Origin of the sequence: Paraburkholderia sp. BCC1886 (genome assembly GCF_900996245.1) — a bacterium.
In the GTDB taxonomy this organism is placed as follows: domain Bacteria; phylum Pseudomonadota; class Gammaproteobacteria; order Burkholderiales; family Burkholderiaceae; genus Paraburkholderia.
Genome location: NZ_CAAJGK010000041.1, coordinates 475,113 through 500,145, shown reverse-complemented (window position 1 = coordinate 500,145; position 25,033 = coordinate 475,113). Strand labels below are relative to the sequence as shown.

General features: G+C 64.9%; 8 protein-coding genes. 2 read left to right on the top strand and 6 right to left on the bottom strand.

Annotation, left to right across the window (positions count from 1 at the left end; translation table 11 throughout):
* Positions 1 to 9: 9 nt before the first annotated feature.
* Positions 10 to 402: a tautomerase family protein gene (locus FQ746_RS11895; RefSeq protein WP_144109543.1), complete on the bottom strand. Its 393-nt coding sequence runs from the start codon at positions 400 to 402 to the stop codon at positions 10 to 12.
* Between the two features lie 286 nt (positions 403 to 688).
* Here FQ746_RS11895 and FQ746_RS11890 point away from each other — a divergent pair, with 286 nt between their 5' ends.
* Together FQ746_RS11890 and FQ746_RS11885 are read left to right on the top strand one after the other, a co-directional pair.
* Positions 689 to 2,017, top strand: a complete 1,329-nt coding sequence (locus FQ746_RS11890) for a methyl-accepting chemotaxis protein (protein ID WP_260853991.1) — start codon at positions 689 to 691, stop codon at positions 2,015 to 2,017.
* A 49-nt stretch (positions 2,018 to 2,066) separates the two neighbouring features.
* Positions 2,067 to 2,801: a MotA/TolQ/ExbB proton channel family protein gene (locus FQ746_RS11885; RefSeq protein ID WP_144109542.1), complete on the top strand. Its 735-nt coding sequence runs from the start codon at positions 2,067 to 2,069 to the stop codon at positions 2,799 to 2,801.
* A gap of 134 nt (positions 2,802 to 2,935) precedes the next feature.
* Here the strand turns inward: FQ746_RS11885 and FQ746_RS11880 are convergent, their stop codons facing one another.
* The 5 genes from FQ746_RS11880 to FQ746_RS11860 all read right to left on the bottom strand — a co-directional run bounded on the left by FQ746_RS11880 (position 2,936) and on the right by FQ746_RS11860 (position 25,033).
* A complete protein-coding gene (locus tag FQ746_RS11880; RefSeq protein WP_144109541.1) occupies positions 2,936 to 5,476 on the bottom strand; it encodes a penicillin acylase family protein in 2,541 nt (846 codons plus the stop codon).
* 28 nt (positions 5,477 to 5,504) lie between these two features.
* Positions 5,505 to 7,151 (bottom strand): cyclic peptide export ABC transporter, encoded by a 1,647-nt coding sequence (locus tag FQ746_RS11875; protein WP_144109540.1) that lies wholly within the window; start codon positions 7,149 to 7,151, stop codon positions 5,505 to 5,507.
* A gap of 132 nt (positions 7,152 to 7,283) precedes the next feature.
* A complete protein-coding gene (locus tag FQ746_RS11870; protein ID WP_260853990.1) occupies positions 7,284 to 15,326 on the bottom strand; it encodes a non-ribosomal peptide synthetase in 8,043 nt (2,680 codons plus the stop codon).
* A 2-nt stretch (positions 15,327 to 15,328) separates the two neighbouring features.
* On the bottom strand, positions 15,329 to 23,833 hold the full coding sequence (locus FQ746_RS11865; protein WP_144109539.1) for a non-ribosomal peptide synthetase: 8,505 nt from the start codon (positions 23,831 to 23,833) through the stop codon (positions 15,329 to 15,331).
* Positions 23,834 to 23,983: 150 nt separating this feature from the next.
* Entirely contained in the window at positions 23,984 to 25,033 is a 1,050-nt protein-coding gene (locus FQ746_RS11860) for a YqcI/YcgG family protein (protein ID WP_260853989.1), read from the bottom strand.

The window sequence follows — 25,033 nt, the reverse complement described above, 5'->3', positions numbered from 1 at the left end:
TCCACTGCCCTACGCGGCGTTCGGGATGTACGACGCCACCCCGTTGCCGAACGACCAGTCGTCCTTGTCGTTGGACGAGATGATGACCTGCACGTCTTGCGGACGCAGGCCCGGATCGGCCGATAGTTTCTGTGCAATGGCAGCGTAAAGCGCCTGCTTCGTCGCGGTATCGCGCCAGCGCCCGGCGACGATGTGGACGAAGACAACATCGTCGGTGCGCTCGATGTCGAGATAGTCGCGGTCGTAAATCATCTCCGTGGACTCGCGCTGCTCGATGATCTGGAAGCGGTCCTTGAGCGGAACGTTGTAGGACTCGACGAGCGCCTGGTGAACACCGTCGGCGATGGCGCGCAATTGCGCGGCCGACCTGCCTTTGAGCAGCGAAATGCGGACTAGGGGCATGGCAATCTCCTTTCGATGATTCGACGGCGACCGTTGCGTCTGCAAGCTTCCAGACGCTGGAGAACCTGCAGAATAAGCCGGGTGAACACTTTCGAAAACTTGAAATTTCCGAAGAAACGCTTTTGTTTTATCGAACGGTGCTCGCTTTCGGTACTTCGACGGCTCGGTCACGCAGCCGACAGCCTAAGAACTACTAGCCCGCTTCGCAAAAAAAGTACTGGAGAATTTCAGAACGCCGCCGTTAATACGCAGAACCTCGAATGCCAGCGATCCCTTTGGAAACGACATGTTGAAATTTCTGGAAAGTCTCGGACTGTCCTGCCGGAACACGATGGCCAACGGCGGCCGCCTGGCCGCGCTCGACCGCGCTCACGCAGTGATCGAATTCACCACCGACGGCAAGATTCTGTCCGCCAACGAGAACTTCCTGAACCTGTTCGGCTATAGCGCCGATGAAGTCATCGGCAATCATCACCGCATGTTCGTGGATGCCGAGTCGGCACAAAGCGCCGAATACGCGGGCTTCTGGCGCGTGCTGGGACAAGGCACGTTTCACCGCGGCGTCTTCAAACGGATGCGCAGGAACGGCGAGGAGGTCTGGATTCAGGCGACCTACAACCCGGTCGTCAACAGTGCCGGTCACGTCGTGGGGGTCGTGAAGTATGCGACCGACGTCACCGAAGAAGAGAGGCGGCACGCCGACTATCGCGGCCAGATCGACGCGATCGACCGCGCCCAGGCGGTGATCGAGTTCGCGCTGGACGGCACCGTGCTCGCCGCCAACGACAATTTCCTCGAGGCGATGGGCTATCGCGAGGACGAGATCGTCGGCCAGCATCACAGCATGTTCGTCGAACCGGCGCAGCGCAAAGGCGCGGCCTACGCCGCGTTCTGGGAACGGCTCGGCCGTGGCGAATACGACAGCGGGGTTTATCGGCGAATCGGCAAGGCGGGCCGCATCGTGTGGATTCAGGCGAGCTACAACCCGATTCGCGACAAGAACGGCGATCTGTTCAAAGTGGTCAAGTACGCGACCGATATCACCTCGCGCATCGATGCGACGCAAACGCTGCGCTCCGCGATCGGCGGCCTCTCGAATGCGCTGGTGGATAACGCCGACTTCGCGCGCGACGCCGACAAGGTCGCGCAGACGGTCGTGACCAAAGCCTTGCAAGGCGGAGAAGCGGTCAGCGAGGTCGTCACCACGATGGAGGAAATCAGCGCGAGTTCCAGGGCCATCGGCGAGATCGTTTCGATCATCGACGCGATCGCTTTTCAGACCAACATCCTCGCGTTGAACGCGGCCGTGGAAGCCGCCCGTGCCGGTGCATCCGGCAAAGGATTCGCCGTGGTGGCGAGCGAAGTGCGCAGTCTGGCCACGCGCAGCGGCGAAGCCGCGCGGGAGATCCGGGCGCTGATCGTCAAGTCGGCGGCGCAGGTCGATCAGGGCGTGGCGTTGGTCGGCAATGCCGGCGAGACCATCGCGAATGTCGTCGACTCGGTGAAGGAGATGGCTGCGACCATGGCGTCGATCGTGTCGGCATCGGACCAGCAGGCCGCGAGCATGGCCGGTCTGACTCAGGCCACCGAGGCGCTCGATAGCACGGGAACCTGAAACCCGGGGCGGTATGATGAGTCTCGTTCCCGATCAGGAAGAGACTGCCATGCAAGACTACGGTGTGGAAAACGTCTGGTCGCAGGGCGATTTCGTCACGCGCGGCATCCTGCTTCTGCTGCTGGTCATGTCGGTGCTGTCCTGGACGGTCATCGTGCTCAAGGCGATGGACGTGATGCGAATGCGCAGATTGACGCGCCGCGCGGAACGACTCTTCTGGCATTCGGATAATTTTGCCGAAGGGCTCGACAAACTGGGCGGCCACGCGGCGGCTCCGGTCGCGGCCCGTAACCCCTTCGCGGCGCTGGCTGTTTCCGGTCGGGAAGCGGCGGATCATCACCTTCTTACGCAACCGCATCTGCACGACCGGTTGAACGTGTCCGACTGGATCGCGCGTTGTCTGGGCGACACCCTGGACGACACGGTCGCGAATCTGCAACGCGGTTTAGCCGTGCTTGCGTCGATCGGCAGTACGGCGCCGTTCGTCGGACTGTTCGGTACGGTCTGGGGGATTTATCACGCGCTGCTGGCTATCGGCGCCGCGGGCCAGACGTCGATCGATCACGTGGCAGGCCCGGTCGGCGAATCGCTGATCATGACCGCCTGCGGACTGTTCGTGGCGATTCCGGCGGTGCTCGGCTATAACGCGCTGACGCGTGCCAACCATGGCATCGTGACGAAGCTGAATCGCTTCGCACACGGCCTGCACGCCTACTTCGTGACCGGCGCGCAGTTGTCGTCGCGTACGCGGAAGAAGGGGACGGGAGGGTTCGGGTTGGAGTGAGGGGTGTGGGTGGTGGGTGGCTTGCCGCTGATGATACAAAACCTTGGAGTGTAGAAGCTATACACCAAGGATTTGTATCAATACCCAATGCGACCTTGCTGCGGTTTCGGCATGCTGGGCGGCGGTCCGCCCTGTCAATGCACCCCGCCCCTCACCCCACTCAACACCACCGCCCCCGGCCCTCCCGCCGCCTCCAGCGCCTGCGCCGTGAACGGAAACCGCGTCCACCGCTTCCCGGCATAAGCCCGCGTCGTTCCGCGGTAATACGGCGAAGCCGGATCGTCCGATACGCCCGTCGACAGCAGCGTATCCGCCTGCGGCCCGTCGCTGCCGAAGCTCACCACCTGCAGATAGCTGTTGCCATGCGCATCGCGATCCAGCGCGTAGCCCTCGCGATTCAACGGCTGCATGTCGCACGCCACCGTGAAATACCCCTGCCGGTCACATCCGCCGTACAGCGGAATGCGCTCCGCTCCCTGCCCCACGTGCAGCAGATCGCCACGCGTCGCATCCAGCGCAAAGCCGTTGCGTTGCAGCGCCAGCGTCGCCGCGCCCAGTGCATTGCCCAGCGCGCTCACCACGGCCGGATTGGCCGTGTCGAGACCGTCCGGCGTGCTCAGCGGATGCGCCGGGTCGAACGGCACCGTGAAGTGCTGCACCGCCGGCACCGTCGACGCCCGGTTCCAGAACTCGTCCCACAGGTTCGCACCGCGCGCGTCGGTATTGGCCGTGCCGTCCCAACGGCGCAGCACCGCGCAGGCCGGTCCAAGATCGACGTTTTGCGGCTGCGCGAGCGCTTTCGGATCCAGCGGATCGGAGGCGACCGTCACTGTTCCCGCCGCCCGCTCGCCCGGACACACCGCGCCCAGCACCGGCTTCAGAAAGAGCCGCGCCGACATCGAGCCGCTCGCCAGCACCGTCTGCTCCAGCGCCGCGCGCTGCACGCCACCCGGCGTCGCCATCAGTTCGCCGGCGAGCGCGTGACCGAGACGCGTACGCAGCGTTTGCACCGTGCCGGTTTGCCCGACCACCTGCGCGAAACCGGTCAACGGAGTCTGCGGATGCGTAAGCCAGTAACTGCCGTTGAAATTCCCCACGTAGTCGCGCCGCAGCAGGCTCGGCATCGCATCGGCGGGCAGGCGGCCGGCGCGCACCGCGCCCGGCAAGGACTCCGCGGTCCAGTTGCAGTCCGCCCGCGAGCCGTCGACGAACGGCACGCCGGGCAGGCGCGCATCGGCGGCGCGGCCGAGCGGCGTGGTGCACGCGGCGGCGCGCGCGTCGGTCACACCCGGCACCGCGCCGATATCGCCGAACCAGACGTTCGGATCGTCACGGCCGATCGCAAAGGTGTTGACCCAAGGCATCGCCGCATAGCGTTTCTGGATCGCGATGAATTCGTCGAGCGAACGCGCCTGATCCCAGTTCAGGAAGTTGGAGAACGTCTGCGTGTTGTCCGCGTTGATGTCGTACAGCGCGAACGCCTGCGTACCGGTCCAGGCCATTGCGGGCGAAAGCCGCGCCAGGTTCACGACCGGTCCGAAGCGCGTGCGATACAGCGTGCGCGTCGCGGAAGTCAGCGCGCCGGTTTTCGGATCGCGCACCTGGATCGTGACGGGCACCGCCTGCATCGCTTCGTCGTGGCCGTCGTAACGGTAATGGGTCGGCGCGCCGGGCACCAGCGACAGCTGGAATATGCCGAAGCGGCGCGCGCTCGACACCGTGTGCGTCCACGCAATGTCGTGGTTGAAACCGATCATCACCATTGGAACGCCGAGGAACGCGGCGCCGGCCACGTCGAGTTGCCCGGGAATCGTCAGTTGACTCTGGTAGAAACGGTCCGGGCCTTGCCAGAACCAGTGCGGGTTGCCGAACAGCATACTGTGTCCGTCGTGAGTCGAATCGGCGCCGAATGCGAGCGCATTGCTGCCGATGCCCGCATGCCCGCCGAACGCCAGCGGATCGACGCCGGAAGGCGCGCGTGTGGCATCGGCGAATTTGGCGGCATCCATGCCGTTCAGTGCGGCATGCGGCGCACCAGCCCCATCCGCGTGCGGCGGCTGCGCATTCGCCACCCCCTCCAGAAACGGCATCGTCCCACCCGCCAGGTTAGCCGCGACGAAGCGTCGGTACAGGTCGTCCGCCGAAATAGGCCGGACCCACGGCTCGTTCACGCACGCAGCGTGCGCGCCCGGATAGCGTCCGGCCTTCAGATCGTCGATATAGCGGTTGTAGCCGTCCGCATAACCCGCCACCAGCGACTGCTCGCGCGCCGGCTGGGCAGCGCGGAAACGCGCGACCGCCGCATCGTCGATTACCGAGCGGAAGAAGAAATCCGCGTCGAGATTGCGCGGCTGGCCGAAGGTCGATTGCGCGGGCGGATGCGCATCCGCGCCAAAAAACGCGGAGCGCTCGCCGCGCCAGGTGATGAACGCATCCGACAAAGTGCACAACGTGTCCTGCGCCTGCGCGAAGCCTACGCCATAACCCAGACTGCCCCAGTCGGCACCCTTGATATGCGGCACGCCGTCCTGAGTGCGCTGGATAGTCACGCTATAGGGCGTCGTCACGTCGCCCTGCAGCGGCGCGCTGCGGCAAGCGGCCAACGCCAGCAATGCCAATGCGCCGAGCGCGCCCGCCATGCGGCGCGCGCGCCCACGATGATTCGAACCAGCCATAGATGGGTTACTTCCTGTATCGGGAGAATCAGGCCGCCGTGTTGAACGGCTGCTGCTCGAGTTCGCGGCCATCGCCGACGGCCACCACCTGACCGTAATCGAGCTTGATATACCGGTCCGCGAGCGAGAAATACCGGTCGTCGTGCGTGATGACCAGCACGGTCTTGCCCTTCGCTTTCAGGTCCGGCAACAGGCGGCGATAGAACACGTCCTTGAAGGTCGGATCCTGATCCGCGGCCCATTCGTCGAAAACATAGAACGGCCGGTCTTCCAGATACGCGACCAGCAGCGCGAGCCGCTTGCGCTGACCTTGCGACAGATCCGTCGTGGAAAACTTGCCGTCGCGAATCGTGACCTTGTGTTCGAGATGCAGCAGTTCGAGGAACTGCTGCGCCTGCGCATCGAGGCCGGCAATCTCGAGCCCATGCAGTTCGTCGAATAGAAAGAAGTCGTTGAACACGACCGAAAAGTGCTGCCGGTACGCATCGCGCTCCGCTTCGCCAACCGGCTTGCCGTTGAGCAGAATCTGCCCGCCTTCCGGTGCATACAAGCCGACGATCATCTTCGCGAGCGTGGTCTTGCCGCTGCCGTTACCGCCGATCAGATACACGAGTTCGCCCGGCCGGAATTCCAGGTTCACGGGTCCGAGCGTGAAGACCTCGTTCTCTTTCTCGCGGAAATAGCTATGCGTGACGCCGGCGAGCACAATACGCTCGAACGCTGCCGCGGAATCCGCCGGGTCGACCTGCTCGCGCGGCAGATCGAGATTCACCTGGTTGATGCGCTCCAGCGCGACCTTCGCCGAGCCGAGCGACGGGATGGACGACAGCAATCCTTCGATCGGCATGATCATGTACAGGAACACGACCGCGTAGCCGGACAGCACGTGGGCCTGCACCGGCTGGAAGCGCGTCAGCAGAAACAGCACGCAGCCGATGAAAGCCAGCAGGATCATGCTGCCCCAACTAGCCGCCGCGGTGTAGAGCACATAGCCGCGCGTGCGTTGCGCGCGCACGGCCTCGACGTTCGTCGCGATCGAACCGTCGACGAACGCGTTCTTGCGGCGCCGGTGCAGCTTCAATTCCTTCGCGCCGTCGAACAGCGCGCGGAAGTCTTTCACGAGATCGTCTTCACGCCGGCGCGAATTGCGCAGATGGAACATTGCGCGGGTATTGGCGAAATGAAAACCGAGCGAGCCGATCACCACGGTCACGATCGCGAACACCAGCACCTGCCAGGACAGATAGCCGAGATACGCGAGACAGCCGATCACGATCGAGCCGTTCATCGCCAGCGCGGGCAGATTCAGAAAAAACACCACGATGGTATCGAGATCCTGCGTCAACACGGTCAACGCGCGCGCCGCGCCTTGCCGTTCGAGACTCTGATACGACGCGTCGGTAACGCTGCGGATGGTCTTCATCCGCAACTCGGCCTTGGTGCGCTGCCCAAGCTGCACGAAGATGGTTTGAGACAGCGTGCGCGTCACCAGCACCGCCAGCGCGAGCAGCAGGAATTGCCAGCCGAGCGTGGGCAGATGCGCCGCGCTTGCGCCCAGCGCCTGGTTGATGATCGCGACGAGCCCGGCATTCGCCAAGCCGCCGACGATGCTGATCACCAGCGCCAGCAACAGAATCCAGCGCGACTGGCGGATCTGACTCAATAACAGGGACATGTGAATCCTCTTGTAGGGACTGGCCTCATGGCGCGATGGCTGCAGCGTTTCGGGCCGTGCATCCGCGCGCACGCGGATGGTCTGTGGGGAGCGTTATCGTAAAAGCGAAGCATGAAAATCGCAAATTCGCCCTCAAAGCTGGGCAAGGATATCGCGCATTGCATCTGCCAGCGCGGCATCGTCGCTGGCCGGGCGGCGCAGGCCGTCGAGCATGGCGGCCAGTTCGTGCAAGGGCTGGTTGCGCATCAGGTCGGCAAGCGGCGCGTCGATGCCCATGCGCGAGCGGATCGCCGACTGCACCTGCATGGCCGCCAGCGAATGCCCGCCCAGTTCGAAGAACCGGTCGCGGCGGCCCACTACCTTTACGTCGAGCACCTCGGACCAGATTGCCGCGAGTGCGCTTTCGATCCCGCCTTGCGGCAATTCTGCTGGATCGGCGAGCAAGCCGGACGCTGACTCCGCCGGCGCAGGCAATGCCTGACGATCGATCTTGCCGCTCGGATTCAGCGGCAACGCGTCGAGCACGACGAGCGCCGACGGCACCATGTAGTCCGGCAACGTGGCCGCGAGACTCGTGCGCAGCCGCTGGGCATCGAGCCGAGCACCCGCCATCGGTGCGACATACGCGAGCACGCGCATGCCTCCCGCACCGTCTCGTGCGATCACCGCCGTCTCGCGCACACCCGGCTGCCGGGCGAGCAGCGCTTCGATTTCGCCGGGCTCGATACGAAAACCGCGCACCTTCACCTGATGATCCGTGCGGCCGAGATAAGCAAGCGTGCCGTCCTCGTTCCAGCGGACGATGTCGCCGGTACGGTACAGCCGCGCGCCCGGCGTAGCGCTGAACGGATCGGCGATGAAGCGCGCCGCGCTCAGTCCGGCGCGACCGTGATAGCCGCGCGCAAGCAGCGCACCGCCGATGCACAACTCCCCCGCTACGCCGCACGGCGCCGGATTGAGTTGCGCGTCGAGCACCCGCAATTCGCGGCCGCCGAGCGGTGTGCCGAGTGGAATCTGCGCCGGCACGGCCGCGCTTTCGCGCAGATACGGCGTGCAGTCGAAGGCGGTCGCAGTCACGGTCGCTTCGCTAGGTCCATAGGTGTTGGCCAGTGCAACATGCGCGAGGCCGGCCGCGCGCCATGCCCGCACACCATCGGCGGGCATCGCTTCGCCGCCTGCATGCACGCGGCGCAAGCTGCGCAACGCGGTGCGGACCTCGGGGCCTTTTGCGTGGCTCTCCGCGGTCTCCCCTACGTTCCCGCGCGCCGCGAAATCCTGCGCCAACGCATTCCAGTAAGCGGTGGTCAGATCGGCGACGGTGACGCGTTCGGCCTCGACCTGCCTGAGAAACTCCTCGCTGCTCCACAACGCCGGGCCACGCACAACCAGCGTCGCACCGACTGCGAGCGTGGGAAACACCTGCTCGACGAATCCATCGAAATTAAAGGTGGAAAATTGCAGCACGCGATCTTCAGCGCGCACACCGAACAGGCCGATGGACACCTCCGTGTGCCGGGCCAACGCATCGTGCGTGATGCCGACGCCTTTGGGACGGCCAGTCGAACCGGACGTATAGATCACATAAGCCAGTTGATCCGGCAGCACGTCTGTGTCTGGCTCAGCAGCGTCGAGCATGTCGCTGCCGACGATTTCGTGCACGTCGAGCGTGCGTACGCCGAGTCGGCTCAACGCATCGCTGGGCACGCCCGACGTGTCGGGCGTAATGGCTGTCAACGCAAGCGCAATCCCGCTGTCTTCGATCATGAAAGCAAGCCGCTCCGCCGGATAAGACGGATCGAGCGGCACATATGCACCACCCGCTTTGAGCACGCCGAGAATCGCCACGATCATCTCCAGCGAGCGCTCTATCGCCACGCCGATGCGGGCTTCCGGCCCCGCACCCGCCGCGCGCACCGCGTGCGCGACCTGATTGGCGCGGCGCTCCAGGGTACGGTAATCGATCGACCGATCGTCGAGTACCAGCGCCTGGGCGTCGGGCCGTCGTGCGGCCTGCTGCGCGATCCGTCGATGCACCGGCGGCAGTCGAGGCACTGCTGGCCCAGCGCCCCAGCGTTCGAGTTGCGCGCGCTCCCTGGCCGGCAGCATGTCGATCGCGCCCAATCGCGCGTTCGCATCCGCCACGAACGCGTCGAGCAGAACAGACAGTTGCGCGGCGAGCCGTTCGATCTGCGGCCCACTGAAGATATCGCACGCGTAGGCGAATTCGATCTGGAATGCCGTGACGGCGCCCTGCGCTTGCGTCACCGACAGGGTCAGCGGATAACTCGTCCGGTCCTCGTTATGCAAGCCGGAGAATTGCAACTCGCGCGAGCCGGCGGCGCGAAGCATATCGTCGACGGGATAGTTCTCGAACACCACGATGCTGTCGAACAACGCCTGCCCGCCGTCCACGCCTGCCCAACGCTGGATGTCGTAGAGCGCGACGTGTTCATGCTCGCGAGCCGCCACCCCTTGGCCCTGAATGTGTTCCAGCCAGGTCGCGACCGTCATCGCCGGGTCTGGCGCGCCGATCACCGGAATAGTGTTGATGAACAGGCCGAGCGTGCGCTCGGCGCCCGGCAGCGATTCGGGACGGCCCGCCACGGTTGCGCCGAAACTCACTGCGCGCTGCCCGGTATATCGCTGCAGCAGCAGGAGCCACGCGGCCTGAACCAGCGTGTTCAGCGTCACCCGTTGCGTCCTCGCGAAACGGCCTAGCGCTTCGGAACGTGGCGCGTCCCAAACCAGGGTCTGGCTGCCGTGCGTCGTCGTGTGCGATATCTCGACGCCTCGCGGGTTCAACGCGCCGGGCAACGCCTGCGCGAGCAAGGTCGGTGCTTCGAGCGCGGAGGTCTGCTCGCGCCACCATGTTTCGCCGGCGTCGCGTGAACGCTCGCCGAGCCAGGCGATGAAATGACGATAGCGTCCCGGTGACGCATCGACCGGCCGTCCTTCGTAAGACGCCAGCACTTCGGCGAGCAATTGCGCCGCGCTCCAGCCGTCGAGCAACGCGTGATGAAACGTCCACACGAAGTGATGACGCGTCGGCCCCGTGCGCAGTAACGCGACGCGCCACAGCGGCGGATGCGCGAGATCGAAACCTCGCGCGACCTGCGCTGCCGCGAAGCGCGCGAGGCGCTCTTCCAGCGGGACGGCCTGCGTCGATGGATCATCGCGCCAGTCGATGACTTCGAACGGTGTGTCGATCCGGCGCGCGACCCACTGGCGCGGCGCATCGTCGAATGCGAGGAATCCGGTGCGCAGAATGTCGTGCCGCGCGGCTGCGGCCACCCATGCCGCTTCAAAGCGCGCGTCATCGACGTGGTCGATATCCACGCGCAACTGGTTGACATAGGCGCCGGGCTGGCGACCTAGCAGGCTATGAAACACGATGCCGGTTTGCATCGGCGAAAGCGGATACAGGTCGGCGATATCGGCGGCCGGAATCGGCAAACTGTCGAGGCGAGTCTGATCGAGCGCGGCGAGCGGCACGTCCGAAGGCGTCAGACCGGACACGCCGCTCTCACAGTGAGCCAGCGCCGCCAGCAGTTCGGTGCGCAGCGCGTCGGCCAGCGAGTTCAGCGTCGCGGCATCGTAGCGGTCGCCGTGCGGATGCAGCAGCGTGATCGACAGTTCGCCGTCGCCGACTTGTGCGGACACTTCGAGCGCGTGGCTGCTGCGGTTGAGTTCGCTAATCGTGCGGCCGCTGGTTTCCGTCGCGAGGCGCCAGGCGGGCGCGCTCGGGTCGACATGCGTCTCTTCGAACTGACCGAGATAGTTGAACAACACGTCCGCATCGCCGACGTGGGCGAGCGCCGCACGCTGATCCGGCGAGCCGAGATACTTCAACATGCCGAAGCTCATGCCGTTAAGCGGCACGGCGCGGCGCGCCTCTTTCACGCGCTTGAGCGCCGCGCCGGTCTCGCCGGTCGGCGCGAGCCGGAACGGGTAGACGCTCGTGAACCAGCCTACCGTGCGGCTCAGATCCGCCGCGCCGAAATACGTTTCGCGTCCATGCCCTTCGAGATCGATCCGCAGTTCTTCGAAGCCTGCAAAAGCGCAAAGCGCGCGGCCGGTCGCCAGCAGTAGCAGGTCGGCCAGTTGCGTGCGATAGGCGAGCGACGCGTCCTGTTGCAGCCGTCGCGTGATCGCGCGGTCGAATTGCAGCGTCGCACGGACAGGTCGCCTGGGTGGCGCGTTCGACGAACCCACCTTGTCGCGTGGCGGCAACTGCGCGGTCACGTCCGCGAGCGCCTGCCAGTACGCGAGGTCGCCCGCCAAGCCTGGCTGGCTCACGGCGGCCTGCAACTGGCGGCCGAAGCTTTGATAAGACGTTGTGGGCGCGGGCAAACTCCAGGGTTTGCCGGCAGTCATGTCTCTATACACACGCTGCAGATCGTCGATCAAAATGCGCCACGACACGGTATCGACCACGAGGTGATGAATCGCGATAAACAGACGCCAGCTTCCATCGTCGATGCCGAGCGCGAGCGCGCGGATCAGCGGTCCGTTTTCGATATCGAGGCCGCGCTGCACGACATCGCAACGTGCGTCGATGGCATCGATGGGTACGCCGGTTTCATGTGTTAGATATGGCGTGACATCTACTGGCGCGTAACGTTGCGACCAACCGCTCGCGTGTTCCTGCGAACCAGAATTCTTTCGCACGAAGCGCAAACGCAACGCGTCGTGATGCGCGATCACGGCCGCCAACGCCTGCTCCAGGACGGCGAGGTTGGGCGCGGCATCCAGTTGCAACAGCACCGACTGATTCCAGTGATCGCGCTGCGCGATCGGCTCGCTAAAGAACCATGCCTGAATCGGCAGCAGCGGCACCGGCGCCTGCATGTCGATCGCCGTGTCTACTGGAGCGGCTGCATCCGATGCTTCGTCGAGCGGCACCGCGACCGTCGCGAGTTGCGCGATCGTCTGCTGTTCGAAGATCTGCCGCGCGCTCAGACCGAGGCCGGCGCGGCGCGCGCGGGCGACGATCTGCAAGCTCATGATCGAATCGCCGCCGAGTTCGAAAAAATTCTCGTGACGGCCGATCGTTTCGCGCCGCAGCAACTGCGCCCAGATAGCCGCGAGTCGGGTTTCGACAGCGCCTTGCGGCTGTTCCGTCGAAGTCGGTGCGAGCACGTCGGGCGCGGGCAATGCACGTCGGTCGACTTTGCCGTTCGGCGTCGTGGGCAGCGCGTCGAGTACGACCAGCGCGCCCGGCACCATGTAATCCGGCAACGTAGCGGCGAGTTGTGTGCGCAAGCTCGCCGGGTCGAGGGTCCATCCTGTCAGCGCCGTTGCATACGCAACCAGACGAATGCCGCCGGGTCCGTCGAGCGCGACGACCACCGCATCGCCGACACCCGGTTGCGCGCGCAACCGGGCTTCGACCTCACCGGGTTCGATCCGGAAACCGCGCACCTTCACCTGTTGATCGAGGCGGCCGAGGTAAGCGAGCTGACCGTCCGCGCGCCAGCGCACCAGGTCGCCCGTGCGATAAAGCCGCGCGCCAGGCTCGCTCGCGAACGGATCGGGCACGAAGCTCGCTGCGCTGAGGCCGGCCCGGCCCAGATAGCCGCGCGAGAGCGCAGCGCCGCCGAGATACAGTTCGCCCGGCACGCCGGCCGGCAACGGGTTCATGCGCGCGTCGAGCACCCACGCGCGGCGCGCGCCGACTGGTCGGCCGATCGGCGCATACGCGCCCTCGAAATCGGTGTCGGCCCGCCAGACGGTGGGCGTGATGACCGCTTCCGACGGACCGTAGGCGTTGAAAATCCGCTGTGGGGCAAGCTGGGTCCGCACGGCTTCGAAACCGGCTTTCGACCACGCTTCGCCGCCGACGATGCAGGTCCGCACACTGACTGCCCCCGTCGCGGTTTCGCGCGCGAAGGCGTCGACGTAAGCGGGCGGCAGGTCGAGCATCGTCACGCCGTGCGTGCGAATTTCGTCGGCGAGACGCTCGGCCGACCACACTTCGTCGTCGCGCAACAGGACCGACGCGCCGTGCGTGAGGGGCATGAGCCATTGCTCGGCGGCGGCGTCGAAACTGATCGACGCGAAATGCAGGCTGCGGTCGCTGGCGTCGATGCCATATCGCGCGCCAATGGCTTCGCAATGTCCGGCGAGCGCTCCATGCGCGACGGCGACACCCTTGGGCCGTCCGGTCGAACCGGAGGTATAGACGACATAGGCCAGGTTCGCGGCGTGAAGCGTGGGCTCGGCATTCACGCTGCTTTCGTCGGGTTCGTGTAGATCGAGCGAGTCGAGCAACAGCACGCGGGTGGTATCGAGCGGCGGCAACCCTTCTGCGGAGATCGCGTCGGCGAGCAGCAGACCAAGACCGCTGTCTTCGATCATATAAGCGAGGCGATCGGCCGGATAAGCCGGATCCAGCGGCACATACGCGCCACCCGCTTTCAGGATCGCCAGCACGGAGACCGCCATGTCGAGCGAGCGCGATACGGCGAGGCCGACGCGTGCTTCCGCCCGGACGCCTTCGCGGATCAGACGCGCAGCCAGGCGGTTCGCACGCGCATTCAGCTCGGCATAAGTGAGACGACGGTCGCCGCAAAGCACGGCCACGGCATCGGGCGTGGTGTCGGCGAAGGCAGCGATCTGCTGGTGAACGAGGAGACCTGCAGACGCCGCTGCAGCAGCGGTATCTCCTTCACTCCATTCGCGCAGTTGCTGCCATTCCGTGGCATCGAGCAAATCGACATCGCCGATGCGCTGCGACGGATCGTCCACTAGCGCCTGCAGCAACGTGCCGTAATGACGGCTGATTCTGCCGATCGCCGCCGCGTCGAATAGCTCGGCAGCGTAGATCAATTCGGCATCCATCGCACCATCGGCACGTTCGACGATGTTCAGGGTCAGCTCGAACAACGCCGATTCGTCCGGCAGTTCGTAGCGTTGCGCCGTGATGCCAGGCAGCGTGTCCACGACCCGCCAGTCGTCGCGCTGATGGTTGAACATCACCTGGAACAGCGGCGTGTGGCTGAGACTGCGCTCCGGACGCAACGCGTCGACCAGCACGTCGAACGGTAAATCCTGATGCGCCTGTGCGCCGAGCGTGGCCTGACGGGTTTGTTCGAGCAAGGCGGCGAGCGTGACACCACCGCTTAACTGCGCGCGGAGCACCTGCGTGTTGACGAAGAAGCCGATCAACGGCTCGGTTTCCACACGATGACGATTCGCCACCGGGACGCCGATACGGATATCGTCCTGACCGGTGTAGCGATACAGCAGCGCCTGAAATGCGGCGAGCAGCACCATGAACGGCGTCGCCGAACTACTTTGCGCGCGAGACTTCACGGCTCGCGACAAGGTCGCGGACAGCGTCACGCGATGCCGGGCCGCGTGATACGACGCGTTTGCCTGACGTGGCGCATCGGTGGGCAACGGGAGCACCGGATGCGAATTGCCGAGTGCTTCTTTCCAGTACGTCAGTTGCTTCTCTTTCTCTCCGGCTTCGAGCCATTCGCGTTGCCACGCGGCGTAGTCCGCGTATTGGACGCCGAGCGGCGTGAGCTTGTTGGGCTCGTTAAGCACGTTGGCGCGGTAATGCGCGACCAGTTCTTCGAGCAACACCTGGATCGACCAGCCGTCCGACACGATGTGATGCATCGCGAGGACGAGCAGGCTGCAGCCTTCGTGCGCAGCCGAATCGCCGCGATACAAACCTGCACGCAACAACGGACCGCTTGCAAGATCGAACGGTTCGCTCGCGAATCGACGGGCCGTGTCGTCAATGTCGGTTGAAGGCAAATTCGCTTCGCGCCAGTCGAGCCGCGTATCCGCATCGATCCACTGTTCGACCTGCCCCTGACCCGCATCGTTAGCAACGAAGCGCGTGCGCAACACTTCATGACGCGCGACGATCGCTTCGAAGCTCGTTCGCCATGCCGTTGCATCGACCGAACCCGTCAACCACAACCCGCCCGCCACGTGATAAGCGCTGCTTTGCGGCGACAGTTGCCACATGAACCACAAACGCTGCTGCGCATAAGACGCGGCGACACCCTGCGCCGCCGGCCGCTCGCGAGCGAGAATGGGTAATTGTGCCGGACTGACGCCCTGCTCGCTCATCTTCTGCCAGAACAACTGGCGCTTTTCCGGCGTCAAGCCGATGAAGCGCTCGGCAATGCGTCGCGCCGCGTCCTTTTCCATAACCATGCTCAAAGCGTGTCCATAAAGAGATCCAGGCTATGCAGCGCGTCGTCCGAGGGACGCGCATTGCGTGACTGCGCGATGACCTCGGCCTGGGCGGCCAGCGTCGGCACCTCGAACAATGTCGCGAGCGGCAGACTGGCGTTCAGCTCCAGACCGATGCGCGCGTTCAGGCGCACGGCCAGCAGCGAATGACCGCCCAGAACGAAGAAATCGTCATGGCGCCCGACGCGCTCCACCTCCAGCAACGCGGTCCACAGTGTCGCCAGTTCCTGCTCCACGCCGTCATGCGGCGCTTCCCACGGCACCTCGCGATCCGCACCGGCCGCATCCGGCACCGGCAGTGCGGCACGATCGACCTTGCCGTTCGCGTTCAACGGCAGCGCGGCGAGCGGCACGATCCGCCACGGCACCATGTAGTCCGGCAACTGCCGCGCGAGTTGCGTGCGCAACGAAGCGGGGTCGGGTGCGGCGGCGCTCAGGTCGGCGCTCAGGTCGCCGCTGACGTAGGCGATCAGGCGCGAGTCGCGCGCGACCACGACCGCCTCTCGTACGCCGGCTTGCGCGCTGAGGGCGGCTTCGATCTCGCCCAGCTCGATACGAAAGCCGCGAATCTTCACCTGATGATCGAGACGGCCCAGATAGTCGAGCGCGCCGTCCTCGCGCCAACGCACCAGATCGCCGGTTCGGTATAAGCGTGTGCAGCGGCGTGCGCAGCGGCGTGCATCGTCCGCCGCGTCCGCCGCAAACGGATTCGGTACGAAGCGATCCGCTGTCAAACCGGCTCGCCCGAGATAGCCGCGCGCCAATCCCTCGCCGCCGAGATACAGTTCGCCCGGCACGCCCGGCGGCACCGGCGCCATGTGCGCGTCTAGCACCCATGTTTGGGTTGCCGCAATCGGCCGGCCGATCGGCACCGGGCGACCCGGTTCGTCGATACAGGTCCACGCGGTCACGTCGATGGCCGCTTCGGTCGGACCGTACAGGTTATGCAGCGCGACGCCGGGCAGCGTTTCGCGGACCCGTTCGCCCAGATCGGCGGGCAATGCCTCACCGCTGCATACGATGCGCGTCAGCGTCTTGCCACAAGACCCTGCCGCCCCGCTCGCGACAAAAGCCTGCAGCATCGACGGCACGAAATGCAGCGTACTGACGCCGTGCCGTCGAATCGTCGCGGCAAGGCGTGCCGGATCGCGATGCTCGTCCGGCGCGGCAATAGCGAGCCGCGCGCCGACTCTTAGCGGCCAGAAAAACTCCCACACCGATACGTCGAAACTGAACGGGGTTTTCTGCAGCACGGTTTCGGCGCGGCGCAGCTCGTACTCGCGCTGCATCCATTCGAGACGGTTCCACAGTCCATCGTGACGGTTGCCGACGCCTTTCGGGCGTCCGGTCGAACCCGACGTATAGATGACATACGCGAGATTCGCGCCGTGCAGCGCGACGGCGGGATTTTCCGCGCTATATCCGGCGGTATCGATCGCGTCGAGTTCGACGCGGCGCACGCCGTCCACGTTCGGCAACGCGACACCGCGCTGGCTCAGCAGCAGATCCAGACCGCTATCGCCGATCATGTACGCGAGCCGTTCGGCGGGATACGACGGATCGAGCGGCACATACGCGGCGCCTGCCTTGACGATTGCGTAGAGCGCGATCACCAGATCGAACGAGCGCAGCGCCGCGATACCGACACGCGATTCGACACCGGCACCTTGCGCGCGCAACCAGTGCGCGAGACGGTTGGCGCGGTCGTTGAGTTCGCCGTAGCTCATCGCGAGGTCGCCGAACAGCAGCGCGATGTCGTCGGGATACTGCGCCGCGTGGCGTTCGAAAGCATGGAACACTGGCTCGCACGCTTCGTAGCGTGTCGGGTTGACACTCCACCGCGACAGGGTCGCAGCTTCGGTTTCGTCCACCAGCGCGATCTCGTCGATACGCTGTTCGAGCGGCGCCTCTGCCGCGCCGGCGAACGCGGCCAGCATGCGCTGATAATGCCGCGCAAAACGCTCGATCAGCGCTTCGCCGAACAGTTCGCGGGCATAGGTCAATTCCATCGACATCGCGCCGTCGGCTTCTTCGCGCGTATCGAGCAGCAATTCGAACTGCGCCATCGGTGCAGGCAAACGGTACGGTTCGATCGACAAACCCGGCAGTTGTTCGAGCACCCGCCAATCGTTGCGCTGATGGTTGAACATTACCTGGAACAGCGGCGTGTGGCTGAGACTGCGCTCCGGACGCAATGCGTCGACCAGCACGTCGAACGGTAAATCCTGATGCGCCTGTGCGCCGAGCGTGGCCTGACGGGTTTGTTCGAGCAAGGCGGCGAGCGTGACGCTGCCGTTTATCTGCGCGCGGAGTACCTGCGTGTTGACGAAGAAGCCGATCAACGGCTCGGTTTCCACACGATGACGATTCGCCACCGGGACGCCGACACGGATATCGTCCTGACCGGTGTAGCGATACAGCAGCGCCTGAAATGCGGCGAGCAGCACCATGAACGGCGTCGCCGAACTACTTTGCGCGCGCGACTTCACGGCTCGCGACAACGTCGCGGACAGCGTCACGCGATGCCTAGCCGCGTGATACGACGCGTTTGCCTGACGTGGCGCATCAGTGGGCAACGCGAGCACCGGGTGCGAATTGCCGAGTGCTTCTTTCCAGTACGCCAGTTGCTTCTCTTTCTCTCCGGCTTCGAGCCATTCGCGTTGCCACGCGGCGTAGTCCGCGTATTGGACGCCGAGCGGCGTTAGCCTGTTGGGCTCGTTAAGCACAGTGGCGCGGTAATGCGCGACCAGTTCTTCGAGCAGCACCTGGATCGACCAGCCGTCCGACACGATGTGATGCATCGCGAGGACGAGCAGGCTGCGGCCTTCGTGCGCAGCCGAATCGCCGCGATACAAAGCTGCACGCAACAACGGACCGCTTGCAAGATCGAACGGTTCGCTCGCGAATCGACGGGCCGTGTCGTCGATGTCGGTTGAAGGCAAGGTCGCTTCGCGCCAGTCGAGCCGCGTATCGGCATCGATCCACTGTTCGACCTGCCCCTGACCCGCATCGTTAGCAACGAAGCGCGTGCGCAACACTTCATGACGCGCGACGACCGCTTCGAAGCTCGTTCGCCATGCCGTTGCATCGACCGGACCCGTCAACCACAACCCGCCCGCCACGTGATAAGCGCTGCTTTGCGGCGACAGTTGCCACATGAACCACAAACGCTGCTGGGCATACGAAGCGAGGCTGCGGCTCCGCACGGAATCTTTCAAACGTGGAATAGCGTTCTGCACATTGGCTTCAACAGACGCCGCAGCAGCCGGCGCGGCGCGCTCTGCGAGTTCCGCGAGCGTCAGGCGTTGGAACAACTGCTTCGGCGTGATCGACAGCTTCGCCTTGCGTGCTTTCGCCACCACCTTGAGACCGAGAATCGAATCGCCGCCCACTTCGAAGAAATTCTGCGAGCGGCCGATTCGTTGCAGCGGCACGCCGATTACGTCGGACCAGATTTGCGCGAGCGCGTTTTCCACGGGACCACGCGGCGGATCGTCGTTTTCATCCGCCCCTTGGTCCACATCGGGAAGCACCGCATGTTCGAGATGCGCCGCCAGCTTCACCCGAAGCGCCGCGCGGTCGATTTTGCCGTTTGCGTTCAACGGCATCGTATCGAGCACGACGATATCGGCGGGCACCATGTAATCCGGCAGCCATGCCGACGCATGCTCCCTCAACCGCCCGATTGCCACGTCGCCGATGACGAAGGCGGCGAGCCGTTTGCCCGACGCCACCTCATGCGCCAGCACGGCGGCATCGCGTACACCATCGAGCCGCCGCAGCACGCGTTCGACTTCGGCGGGTTCGACGCGATATCCGCGAATCTTGATCTGATCGTCCGCGCGACCCAGATACTCGAGCAGACCGTCCGCACCGAGTCGGGCACGATCGCCGGTGCAATACAAACGCGCGGCCGGTGTGAATGGATCGGGCACGAAGCGCTCGGCACTCTGCCCCGCCCGTCCGTGATAGCCGCGCGCGATGCTCGCTCCGCCCACGTACAACTCGCCGGGCTCACCGGGTTCGACCGGCTCCAAACGTGCATCGAGCAGATGCAACCGGATATTCGGCAAAGCGCGCCCGAGCGGCAGATCCCGGCCGGCCTCGAACGTCGCGTCCAGTTCGTGCATCGCGACGCCGACCGTAGTTTCGGTCGGACCGTAGTGGTTAAAAATACGGCATGCCGGCGCGAGCGCGCGCAGACGGTCGAGCAAGGCGGCCGGGGTCGCTTCGCCACCGACGATCAGCGCATGCTTCGGCAACACGTCGCGCGGTTCTGCCGCCGACAGCAACGCGCCGAGGTGACTCGGCACGATTTTCAGCACGCCCACTTGCTGCGTGGCAATGTAATGGGCAAAACGGTCCGGGTTGAACGCGAGATCGGGCGCGAGCAGATGCAGCGTGCGAGCCGAGCACAATGCGCCGAACAGCACGGTGTGTCCGAGGTCGGCAGCCGGCGTCGAGACCATTGCGAACGACGCATCGGGCGCAACGTTCAGCGTTGCCAGCATGCCTTGCACGTAGTTCGCGAGTGCGCCGTGCGTGACGATCACACCCTTCGGCTCGCCCGTCGAACCGGACGTGTAGATCATGTAAGCCGCTTGTTGCGGATGCGGCGCTCGCACGACATTCGCAGACGCAAGCTCTCGAATCACCTCCGGCGTATAGCGCAGAGCGAGCTGAGTCGTTTGGGCCGTCGCGAGTTCAGGAGGTAACGGCGCGGCATGTAGCAACACACGCGCGCCGCAGTCGACGAGTTGGGCGCTTACACGCGCAAGCGGCGCTTGCGGATCGAGCGGCACCCAGGTCGCGCCCGCTTTCAACGCGGCGAGCAAACCCAGCACGTGTTCGATCGAACGATCGGCCAGCACGGCGACGCGCGCTTCACGCGTCGCCTGAAGCGCGACGAGTTGCGTAGCGAGCGCGTTGGCCGCGTGGTCGAGTTCGGCGAAGGTTACGCTGCGTTCGCCGTCGCGCAACGCGATACGTTGCGGGTGAGTCTCGACGCTGGCGTTCCATAGAGTCAGCACGTCGCGCTTCGAACCGCAGGCATTGTCGAGTTGAAGCGCGTGAGACTGCAACGGCAAGTCCGGCGCATCGACGAGACGTTCGGCGAGCGACGCGAACAGATCCGCGAATCGCCCGATCAACCCGGCGCTAAACACCGCATCGTCGTAGGCAATCAGAAAATCGATCTGCGCACCGGTATCGGTAAAGTCGACGGCGAGGTCGAAATGCGGGGTGTCGTTCAGCAACACGCGCAACGTGGCATCGAGCGGCGCGAAACCCTCGGCGACGAACGGACGCTGTTCGGTCAGCTTGACCTGGAACAGCGCATCGCCGGCTTTCGTGCGGTTCGGCAGCAACGCGCTGACGAGCCGGTCGAACGGCACGTCGCGATGCTCGTGAGCGGCCAGCACGGTGTCGCGCGCCGCATCGACCAGCGCGGCGAAATCGCGATGCTGCGTCATCTGCGTGCGCAACACCTGCATGTTGATCAGATAACCGACCATGTCGCTCGCCGCCGGATGGTTGCGCTGCGAGACCGGGGCGCCAACGCGAATGTCGTCCTTGCCGCTCAGACGCTGCAGCGTAACGTTGAATACCGCGAGCACCGCCATGAACAGCGACGCGCGCCGTTCGCCGGCAAAGCTTCGCAGGCGCGCGGCGATATCGATGTCGAGCGCAAACCGGTGACTCCGTTGACGACCAGGCTGCGCAGCGCTGGACGCGGACGACGTGGGGAAAAGCCTGGCTGCCTTCGCCGGGTCGCCATCGGCGGCGAGTTGCGCGCGCCAGTAATCGAGATCGTGCGCAAGGCGACTTGCGTGCGCCGGCTCGGCGAGCATCGCGCGTTGCCATGCGACATAGTCGGCTACCTGCAGCGGACGTGGTTCGTCGGTTGTCGGCGTGCGCTGCCCGGTTGCTGCGTGATACGCACTCGCCAACGAAGCCAGCAACACGTTGACGGACCAGCCATCCGCGACAATGTGATGCGAAGCCAGCAGCAAGCGATGCTCATGACCGCCCAGGCTGATTAGATGCGCGCGAATCAGCGGCCCGTGTTCGAGATCGAACGGCTCGTGCGCGACGCGTGCGGACAACGCATCGAGCGCCTCGCTCCGCTCTGCGGGTGCAAGCGTATCGAGGCGGGACTGGTCCAGTGAAATCGAAAGCGTCTCGTCGATCACCTGCAAAGGCTCACCTTCATCGTCGAGTTCGAAGCGTGCGCGCAAAATTTCGTGATCTCGCACGACGCTGGCGAACGCGTGCTGAAGCGCAGCAATGTCCAGGTCGCCGCGCAAGGTCAACTCGCCGCTCATGTTGTACGCCGCGCTCGCCGGATCGTGAGCCCATGTCAGCCATAAGCCGCGTTGTTCGTCCGAGGCGCGCGAAGTAAGACGCAGCGCGTCCGGCAAGCGGACCGGCTCGGGTGCCGGTTGGGTCGAACCGTTTTCGAGCCGTGTCTGCACGCAAGCCGCGGCGTCACGTAGCGCCGGCGCTGAGAAAACATCGCGCGGCGTATAGTCGATCGACCAGTGCGTGCGAACCGCAGACGCGACCTGCACGGCTGCGAGCGAATTGCCGCCGTGCGCGAAGAAATTGTCATCGGGGCCAGCGGGCATATCGATCGATAAAGCATCGCGCCAGAACGTGGCGAGTCCCTGTTCGATATCGGTGAGCGGCGCGAGCGAAGCGGGCGCACGCACCGTGTCCGCTTCATCGACGCGACGTCCCTGTGCGAAATACGCATAGGCATCGAGCGAGCGTTGCTGCCAGCCCAGCGCACACGCGGCGCGCTGCACTTTTCCGCTCGATGTCTTCGGCAAGCCGCCCGGTTCGAGCAGCACGACTGCGCTCGCGGGTTCGCCGCAGCCGAGCGCGACCGCCTCGGACAGCGCCGCCGCAATCGCTTCGGGCGCAACCAGTTTGCGCACGTTGCGCGACACTTCGGCCGCGATGCCAATGCCTTCCTGCCCCGCTATCTCGACCGCAAACGCGGCCACACGTCCGCGTCGAACGAGTTCGACGTCGTGCTCGACAGCCGACTCGATATCTTGCGGATACAGATTCCGGCCGCGCACGATCAGCAGATCCTTGCTGCGTCCCGCGACATATAACTCGCCATCGTGCAGGAAACCGAGATCGCCGGTACGCAGCCACACTGCACCGTCCGCCTCGACGAAGGTCGCGGCGCTTGCGTTTGCATTGCGCCAGTAACCGGCGGCTACGCTCGGACCGCTTACGCGAATCTCGCCGATCCGTCCTGCTTCGAGCGGCACCCCGCTCGCCGCGTCGACGATGGCGACCGTATGACCGCTAGCCGGTTTCCCGCAGGAAACCAGCGCGGTGGCCAGCGTTGCTTGCGTCGCCGCACTTGCGCGACCGCTCGCCAGTTCCGCGGATGAAAACGACGGCGCACGCACGCCCTCGCCCGATGCCATGCCGCTCACGTAGAGCGTCGCCTCGGCAAGACCGTAGCAGGGGAAAAGCGCAGTGGCTGCAAAACGGGCAGGCGCGAAGCGTTCGACGAATGCATCGAGCGTAGCCTTACGCACCGGCTCGGAACCGGAGAACGCGACGCGCCAGCTCGACAGATCGAGCGCCGCGCGTTGTTCGTCGCTGACACGCTCGGCGCACAGGCGATAGGCAAAGTCCGGGCCGCCCGAAATCGTGCCGCGATACCGCGCGATCGCTTCGAGCCAGCGCACCGGACGCTCCAGAAAATACTGCGGTGCCATCAGCACCAGCGGGATGCCGCTGAACACCGGCTGCGACAACGTGCCGATCAACCCCATGTCGTGATACAGCGGCAACCAGCTGACGAAGGTGTCCGCGGGCGTTACACCGAGGCCTTCGCGAATCGCCGCTTCGTTAGCCCACAAGCTGCCGTGCGTCACCATCACACCCTTGGGCGTCGAGGTCGAACCCGACGTGTATTGCAGGAATGCAACGTCCGCAGGCGCGGCGCGATACGCTTCGAAAGCCGGGTCGTCGGACACATCGAGCGTGTCCATCGTGATGATCGTGGCTTGCGGGGCGATCGCGTCGAACGCGTCGCCGAGCTTGTCGGCCAGCGCGCGGGTCGTGACGAGGAACGCGGCGTCGGCATCGGCGGAGATCGACTGAAGACGCGCCAGATGTTGTCCGCGCAACGACTCGGGCGGATAGGCCGGTACGGCGATCGCACCCGCATACAGACAGCCGAAGAACGCGGCGACGTAGTCGATGCCGCTGTCCATCATCAGCAGGACGCGTGCGCCGGGTTGCGTCGCGTGCTGCGTCGCCTGGTCGCGCAACGGATTTGTCCCTGCGCGCCTGAGTAAAGTCGCCAGCGCGCTCGCACGGCGGTCCAGCTCCGCGTAGTCGTAGCGCGTGTCGCCGGACGCATCGAGCGTCACCAGCGCGGTGTCCGCCCCACGCAATGTCGCCAGCGAGCGCAACTGCTCAATCATGTTTTCAGCCATTTCACCATCTCGTCTGCGTCGTCCCGCCTGAGCGCGACTTCCGGGCTGCTCTCAATGCCAGCAAATGCCCGCTTCGTTCCATCCGATTACGCTTCGCCCATAGTTGCGACAGCTTTGCCACGTAGTCGCACGCCGTCCACGAACGCCACGTCACTCGTCTTCGTACTTGCGCAATGCGCGCTCGCCTTGCGGCGCGAAGCGGCGTTCGGCGGCCGGCCGCGTGGGACGCGGGCTGAGCGAATGAGCGGGCGATGAAGCCGGCTTCTGATGCCACCATGCCTCGCGACTTTCTTGCGCATGCCCGACCTCGCGAGCAGGCCGGTTCGTCGCGCTTGTTGCAGGCGCAACAACCGCTTGCGCCGCCATCTTCTTCCGCTTCAGGAACGGACACCGGTCTTCCGCGGCGACGTTCGCATCGTCGAGAAAGTACTGCTTCCATTCGAGATTGCCCGGATCGCCGAAGAAACCGAGGTCCGGGTGCGCACCGATTTCATCCCATGTTTCCAGCCGTTTTCGCACCTGATTGCGCGCCTCGCGACCGATCACCTTGTTCGTGATGGTGTCGACGAACACACTGCGCGGCTGGAACAGCAGCACCATGCCGGGCCCCAGATTGCGGCTATGGCGCGCGCGGAACGACGGGCACGCGCAGACGACGAAGGTCTCCACGCCCGCGAAAGAAAACTCCCAGTCCTCGCTCGACGGATCGGGTTGCGCGTCCGCCTGCGGATCGGGATCGACATCGTGGAGATGCTGGAGAATCTGCCAGAACAGCGCCTGATACGCGTCGTGCGGCAGCGCGACTTCATCGGGCTCGAAGAACACGGCGATGTTGTTCTTGCGGTATTGCGGCAGCGAGACCAGTTCCGCGAAGGTCTGCATGGTCGCGGCGAGATCGCCGATGTCCTTGCCGTTCACGTACGAATAGAACATCTCGCCACGTTTCTCGGCCATCGTGCCGAAGAAACACGGATAGTCCGGGTGCATCACCTGCGTGCGCAAGCTCTCGTACGACGCGTCGAGCCACGCGGGCGGCCGCGCGTCAGCGCCGCTCGCGCGGCCGGCGATCACGCGGCTTTTCCAGTCGCCTGCATCGAAGCCTTCGGGAGCGGGCGCAGCTGGCGTGAATGCCGTGAGCTCCGTGGTCTGCGGGTTCGCGGCGCCTCGCCCGTCGTGCACCGTTCCATCATTTGTTCGCAT

What these genes read in the sequence shown, in the direction of transcription:
- FQ746_RS11895 (WP_144109543.1), bottom strand. Translation starts at nt 402, where the DNA reads ATGCCCCTAGTCCGCATTTCGCTGCTCAAAGGCAGGTCGGCCGCGCAA.
- FQ746_RS11890 (WP_260853991.1), top strand. Translation starts at nt 689, where the DNA reads ATGTTGAAATTTCTGGAAAGTCTCGGACTGTCCTGCCGGAACACGATG.
- FQ746_RS11885 (WP_144109542.1), top strand. Translation starts at nt 2,067, where the DNA reads ATGCAAGACTACGGTGTGGAAAACGTCTGGTCGCAGGGCGATTTCGTC.
- FQ746_RS11880 (WP_144109541.1), bottom strand. Translation starts at nt 5,476, where the DNA reads ATGGCTGGTTCGAATCATCGTGGGCGCGCGCGCCGCATGGCGGGCGCG.
- FQ746_RS11875 (WP_144109540.1), bottom strand. Translation starts at nt 7,151, where the DNA reads ATGTCCCTGTTATTGAGTCAGATCCGCCAGTCGCGCTGGATTCTGTTG.
- FQ746_RS11870 (WP_260853990.1), bottom strand. Translation starts at nt 15,326, where the DNA reads ATGGTTATGGAAAAGGACGCGGCGCGACGCATTGCCGAGCGCTTCATC.
- FQ746_RS11865 (WP_144109539.1), bottom strand. Translation starts at nt 23,833, where the DNA reads ATGGCTGAAAACATGATTGAGCAGTTGCGCTCGCTGGCGACATTGCGT.
- FQ746_RS11860 (WP_260853989.1), bottom strand. Translation starts at nt 25,033, where the DNA reads ATGCGAACAAATGATGGAACGGTGCACGACGGGCGAGGCGCCGCGAAC.